General features: G+C 65.4%; 3 protein-coding genes and 4 pseudogenes. 1 reads left to right on the top strand and 6 read right to left on the bottom strand.

The genetic code is table 11. The features are described 5' to 3' along the window. Positions 1-225 precede the first annotated feature (225 nt). Positions 226-1,158 carry a hypothetical protein gene (locus tag EA346_RS07425; protein ID WP_296757158.1) on the top strand — a complete coding sequence of 311 codons (933 nt, stop codon included), beginning with the start codon at positions 226-228 and terminating at the stop codon, positions 1,156-1,158. A gap of 643 nt (positions 1,159-1,801) precedes the next feature. Here the strand turns inward: EA346_RS07425 and EA346_RS07420 are convergent. The 6 genes and pseudogenes from EA346_RS07420 to EA346_RS07395 all read right to left on the bottom strand — a co-directional run. Then, positions 1,802-1,903: pseudogene (locus EA346_RS07420) on the bottom strand (transposase); the annotation flags it as partial. Positions 1,904-2,016: 113 nt separating this feature from the next. After that, positions 2,017-3,408: an aspartyl protease family protein gene (locus EA346_RS07415; protein ID WP_296757156.1), complete on the bottom strand. Its 1,392-nt coding sequence runs from the start codon at positions 3,406-3,408 to the stop codon at positions 2,017-2,019. After that, positions 3,405-3,887: pseudogene (locus EA346_RS07410) on the bottom strand (metal ABC transporter permease); the annotation flags it as partial. The pseudogene EA346_RS07410 and the gene EA346_RS07415, both read right to left, overlap by 4 nt. Beyond that, positions 3,885-4,603, bottom strand: a pseudogene (locus EA346_RS07405) (zinc ABC transporter substrate-binding protein); the annotation flags it as partial. The pseudogenes EA346_RS07405 and EA346_RS07410, both read right to left, overlap by 3 nt. 13 nt (positions 4,604-4,616) lie before the next feature. After that, positions 4,617-5,264: pseudogene (locus EA346_RS07400) on the bottom strand (TonB-dependent receptor); the annotation flags it as partial. A 239-nt stretch (positions 5,265-5,503) separates the two neighbouring features. Next, positions 5,504-5,647 carry a hypothetical protein gene (locus EA346_RS07395; protein WP_296757154.1) on the bottom strand — a complete coding sequence of 48 codons (144 nt, stop codon included), beginning with the start codon at positions 5,645-5,647 and terminating at the stop codon, positions 5,504-5,506. Between the last annotated feature and the right edge of the window lie 310 nt (positions 5,648-5,957).

Raw genomic sequence — 5,957 nt, 5'->3', positions numbered from 1 at the left:
AGCTCCCGCACTCCATAAACGGGGACGCAGGGGCGGGCGTGGCCGTGACTTTCACGTTAAAAGTGGGACAGGACTTCGGGGTGTTGGCAGGCGCATGGGCCTTCGCCTCCCCTGCATTGTCCCCTCGACCAGACAGCACAAAACGTTGACTCGTCCTACACTCGACGAACTATTGCCGCCACCGGCCCGAAACACTGAACGGCAACCTTGCAGCCCTGACGAGCCATGTCGATCCTGAATCCACCGCAAAGCCCGTCGACCGCCCGCCATGTCGGGGGTTGTCGCGGTCTTCTGCTTGGTGCGGCGGCCCTGCTTGCCACGGCCTGCACGGCGTCGGTCGATGCGCCGGACAGAGCCGGAGAGTGGCTGGTCGACCTCGGCTCGGTGTATTGCAGTCCCCTTCCCGTGGTCAGCTTTTCTGCCGACCGTGACTGGATGCTGTTCTGGATCCGGTATTTCCATGCCGATGCCGACACCAGCAGGCGCTCTCCAATCACATCGCCGGCATTGCTGGAGGTCGAGGGCCGGCGGCTGGTTCTACCCGCAGGGCCGGCCGACCGCGTTGAGGGCCCGTCCTTCTCTCCGTCCAGCCTGTGCTGGGACGACGCCGGACAAGGCGTATTCGTGCGCACCAGCAGTCAGCGAGGTGATGCGGAACGCCCCTGGTATCGGGCCGACATCGGGCCCAACTCGGAACTGGTTCCGGTTGCCGAGCCGCCCGAGTCCTGCCGTCGCCCGCCCGAGGTCGAATGGCAGTCGCACCGCGAGGTCGTCATTCCCGCCGAAGTCCGTGGCGGCCTGGAAGTTGTTCGTGACGGCTCGCGCGCGGCCGAACTGCGACTTGGCGATGGTGGTCTGCTGGTCCGCCACGAGGCCCGCAGCTCGCTGTCGGATCAGGTTGCGATCGGAAGTTACGCTTGGTCGGATTCCAGAATCCGGCTGGCTTATACACTTTTCGAGGAAACAAGCTGGCGCTTCGGACAGCCCACCCGCAGCTTCATCCTGGAGAAGCCTGGACAGCCGGATCTGCTGGACGGACAGGTGTACGCTTTTGCCTGGCGCGGCGACGAAGAACTGATCGGCTGCGCCGGCCGGCCGCGCGCGGAAGGCGGCGGCAACAGCCTGAAAAGCTGGCGCTTCGAAGCAGCCGATCTTTGACGTGCGCTGGGCACCAAGACGCCGATGATTAGGGGGGCCGCCAGATTGCGGGCTGTCCATGGTTTTTCCTGGCTTTTTCCGATTGCCCTGACCCTCGTCTTCGCGGCGCTCGCGAGCCTGTTGCCCTCGGCCATCCTTCGCGAGGCTCTGCTGGTGGTGTTTCTGGGGGTGATCGGCCTTGCCGCGGCCGCCAACCTCATTTTTGCCCGAGTACCGCCGGCCACCGCGCATCGAACCTTCGGCGAACTCGCGCTGCTGCGTGCATTGGCCGGGGACGCTGGGCCTATGCGACCTGGAGGTGCCGATCGCCTGGTCGACCGGGTCAACGTTGACCGGGTAACCCTGGAGGTCCGCCGGGGTGACCAGACCCTGGCATCCACGGACTGGCCCCAGGCCGGTTTGGGATGTTCCAACCCGGCTAGGCCGCATCGATGGGTTGGACCACCTGCGTTTTCCGCAGCGGCGACCCACAACGGCAAGCGGGCAGATACCGCCAACCCAGATGCCGCGTCCTGGTCTCCTTCGGCCCGACCACCGCCAATGCCGGCGATCGGAGGCCCGAACCGACCCGAAGCGGGCACCCGGCTTAAACCCAAGCATGGCAGAACCCGCATAGAAAGTGGACGGTTGGCACAGTTTTCGACGTACGCGCCAGACGCTGCTCGGCGATTGCCGGTCGACTGATGTATCTGCGTAGCCGTTCGAGGTTCTGGCGTTGATCCGCCCGGGCCGCAACGCCCGCATGGCAGTCTTCGACTAGCCATCCTGGCCCTTGGGGGCCAGGTTGGATTCGCCCAATACCGTTCGCGAGCATGCCTCATCCGCTATTCGGAGAGTCCGTGCCGGGCCCCTGCCAGTTCAATCAATGCTGATGTGGGTCTGCATCGTGCGGTAGTCGAGTTTTACCCGGTGCCTTGCGAGCCAGTTGTGGCCGATGATGCCGCCGATGCGGATCCCCAGTTCGCGTCCGAGGTTGAACTCCTTGAGTGCCGCGGCGGGGAGTTCGGGGTACTCGAGTTCCGCGTGCTGGAAGTGCCTGATGCGAACAGCCTTTGCGGCCAATGATCCACCACCACCATGAGCCGCGATATCCTGTTGCAGCGGTAGTGCGCCGTGACGGCGGGCAGCCGACTCCGAGCATGCCAGCTCGATTCCGCTCATGCCGCTGTCGATAAACCAGCTCGATGGTGGTCCGCCGTTGACGCGGCAGGAGGTGAGCGGGTAGTGCGGGCCTGCAATCCACAGCGCTTCCCCGTCTTCGACGTTGGGTGATCCAAGCGTGAATCGGGCGTCGTGGTATTCAATGTCGATGCCACCCGCGGCACGCAGCAGCCCTGCGCCGATGATGCCGTCGACGCGGGCATCGGCGATGTGGTGGAAAGCGTCGCCAAGAGACGCAATCATGCCGGGGACTTTTCTGAACTCAGATCGACCGATATGCAGGTTTTCGATCTTGGCGAGTCGCCAGTGACCGACATGGCCGCCGGCGAAGCTGGCTTGGTCGTACGGGCCGGGTTCAACACCAGCGCGGCGCGCAAACTCGCTGTCCAGCAGGCAATCCCCGGTGCCGGTATCGAGAACGAAGCGCCCTGCCTGGTCGTTGACGGTGACCTCGACGAGGGGGAGGGGGTGCGTGTCGTCCCAGGTAACCGGCTCGCTCGACAGTTTCGCGACCTGTTGCCATTCACCATCGAATCGCTCGAGGTGATCTGCCCGGGCGTGTCGCCCCAGCTGGCGCAGCGATGCAACGGCCGAGGACAGGTCGCCCTTGCGGACTGCCACGTCGGCCTCCAGCCCAACGAAGTAAACGTGGCGGCCGTACTCGTCACGCGCGATCGCCAGCTGTGCGCTGGCATCACCTGGTCGGTCGCTCAGTAACCCGATCTGCGCGCGGCGAAGTGCGATCTGTGCGCGATCTTCTTCGTTCAGATCAGCCAGTTCTGCCAACAACATGTCGGCATGAAAATACTGGCCGTAGGTAAATAACTTGGTGGCCAGGCGACGAAGATGGTCGATGTCCAGTGGGCGTTGTTGCTGCACGTTGACTCTACCGAAGCTGCTCTCGTTCTGTTCGTTAAAAAACGCCGCAAACACCCTTCGCCTCACAGGCGCCGGGGTAGGACGAAATGCGTTATCCGAGAGAACATAGGAAGGATAAACGCCCTTTTCAGGAAGGGGCAACTGTTCATCCACCGATGGAGATGGGAACAAGCGACCCTTCACGCCCGAAATCTCGCTGAATTCGGTCATCGCCCGTCGCCATAGCCTCCCCGCCAGCGCCATATCGCCGCCATGCGGGCGGCGAGGGCGAGGGCGGCGCTCACCAGGACCAGTACCGGGGCGAAGGGCTGGTCCAGCGGCAGGCTCAGGCCCCAGGCGATCAGGAACCCGGCCAAGGCGAGCGCCTGGGCCCAAAGGACGTGACCGCGCAGGTTGCGCGCCAGGTGGGCCGCGCCCCAGGCCGGTAGCAGCAGGGTGGCCAGCGCGGCTGGCAGGCCCAGCACGAGGCTGCCGAGCACGATCGTGGCCACCAGCCAGGCGATCTCGGTCAGGCGCAGCCAGGCGGCCGGGGCCGGTGTGGCCGGCACGTCGGGTGGGAGCTTTGCGTGCCGCCACACGCGGTGCAACCCGGGCAGCAACACGAGGCTGGTCAGGCCGAGCGCGACCACGGCCCAGAGTTCGTGAGGTCCGGCGAAGTAGAGTTGGCCCTCGGCCCAAGCCGCGGCGGCGCCCCGCGCAGGCTGGAACGCGGCATACGGCACGGTGCCTTCGGTGCCCGCGAGGTCGCTGACCATGCGGCGCAGATGCCGCGCGGTCGGCGGGATGCCCGGAGCCGGCTCGAGATAGCCGACGATCTCCACCGGCAGCCATTCCTCCAGGTAGTCGAGGTCCTCGTGATACACCACGATGCGCTGACCTGGTTCGACCTGTGCGGCCAGCGTGCTGGCGTGCTCGCGCAGGCGCTCGGCGGCGCTTCGGTGAAGGCCTCGGTATGCTCGGGGGCCAGTGCGCCCATGCGTCGCCCCAGGGCCAGTGCCAGTTCGGCCATGCGCAGCGGATCAACGTTGAAATGCGGGTTGCCCTCCGCATGCACATGACCCATGTTCGGCCCATCCATGGTGATCGACCGGCGTAGATCGATCTCATCAGCCCCACGGAAGTGGCCGGGTTGCCCCGAGTTGATTGCGCGGTTGTTGGCGCCACGCTGGGCGGCCGGTAGCCAGCCTTCCTCCAGTCCGGCCCCGAGTTCGAGCAGCATGTCGGCCCGGGGCAAGGCCGCCATGAAGCTGGGTCGGGCATCGAGGTAATGGGCATCCCGGTCCGGCGGAGCCAGGACGCGGACGTCTGCCTCGTTGCTGCCGATCTCGCGCGCCAGTGCACCAAGACTGGAGGTGGTGGCAACGATGTTGAGGCCTGCTGCGGCTTGGGCGGGTACCAGCACCAGGGCCGCGAAGGCGAGCGCCGTGCGCGCCGAGGGCGACGTTGAGTTGCAGCATGAACTCGAGGCCGCGGTCGCGGCGATCATCGTCGTCGATGAAGTCGTTCTGCGACAGCTGCGCGCGCAGGAAGACCGGTTCCGTCGGGCGGAAGGTGACCTGGGCGCTGTGGCGATACGAGGTACCGAAGGATGTTCCGTTGCCGCGGCCGACGTCGTTTGTCAGGCCCAGGGCCTCGGTCCGCAGGCCGGCCTCCCAGCGCGGGGCAAAGCCGTAGACGCCCTGAACATAAAGGCCGTCCTGTTTGTTCTTGAAGGACTGAACATTCCGGACATCACCGATGTTACGGCCTGTGGGCTCCCCGGCGGCGTTGACATCAGTGAACTCGACGTCGCGGCGGTCGACGTCGATCTCGCGGTAGAAGTACTCGCCCTGCAGCAGCTCAACACCCAATTGGGTGTAGCTTTCGATGGGCGCGAGCCAGGTGGCCTGGACCCCGGTCTCCTGCAGGCCGTGGTCGCCGAAGATGTATTCGTTGACCAGCGGACGATCGACGAAGTCCCAGTCATGCGGGTGACGGCTGTTGATGTAGCCGATGTCGGACAGGAATTTGCCCGCCTTGATCTGGAAACCGCCGGGCAGGGCGCGGGTCATCAGGAGGGCATCGTCGGCGGCGGCCCATGCTGGGGGCGCCGCGCGGGTTGCATACGTCGACCGCTGCGGGCCTTCGGCTGGCGGGCAAGCGGCTGAATCCCGGCGGGATGTACGTTCAGTGGATTCCGCTTTACCAGGTCTCGATGCGGAAACAGATCCTTTGGTTGCCGTTCCTGTTGGGCTGGTTCGGGGATGGTAGGGAACGGATAGCCTCGGGGCTTTGCCAATCACGAACCGTGGCACTGCGCTCGCGGTCAGCGGGACTTGAGCACGATCAGACGCCCGACGAAGGCGACGGTCAGGATGATCCAGCCGATCGGGTACGGCAGGACTCCAGTGAAGAAGGCGATCAGCGTGGCAACGAGCAGGGCACCGAGGATCAGTAGAGGTATGTCCATGTCAGTGGGATCGCCTGTCGGTCCCGATGTTCCGCTGCCGAGACGCGTAGCGCGACCACCAGGTGGGGTATGTTGCCAGCCCGCTCCGAGGCCGGGAGCGGGCTGGGAGGGCTCGCGGTATTCATCGCACCGCGTGCACCGAGTGCGGGCTGTCCGGATCCCCTGGTGGTGCGGGTTCTCGTCAGTACACCGGAACCAGTGCGTAGCCCTGATTCTGATACCCCATCACGGCGATGAAGCCGCTGCGCACGGGCTGGATCGGCTCAAGCACCGCGTCGTTATCCACGCCGTAGGCGCGGGTGGCGGTGGC

It is taken from the genome of Thioalkalivibrio sp. (genome assembly GCF_007692535.1).
Classification (GTDB): Bacteria; Pseudomonadota; Gammaproteobacteria; order Ectothiorhodospirales; family Ectothiorhodospiraceae; genus Thioalkalivibrio.
The sequence above is the reverse complement of the archived record's forward strand: the minus strand, read 5'-3'. Positions and strand labels throughout refer to the sequence as shown.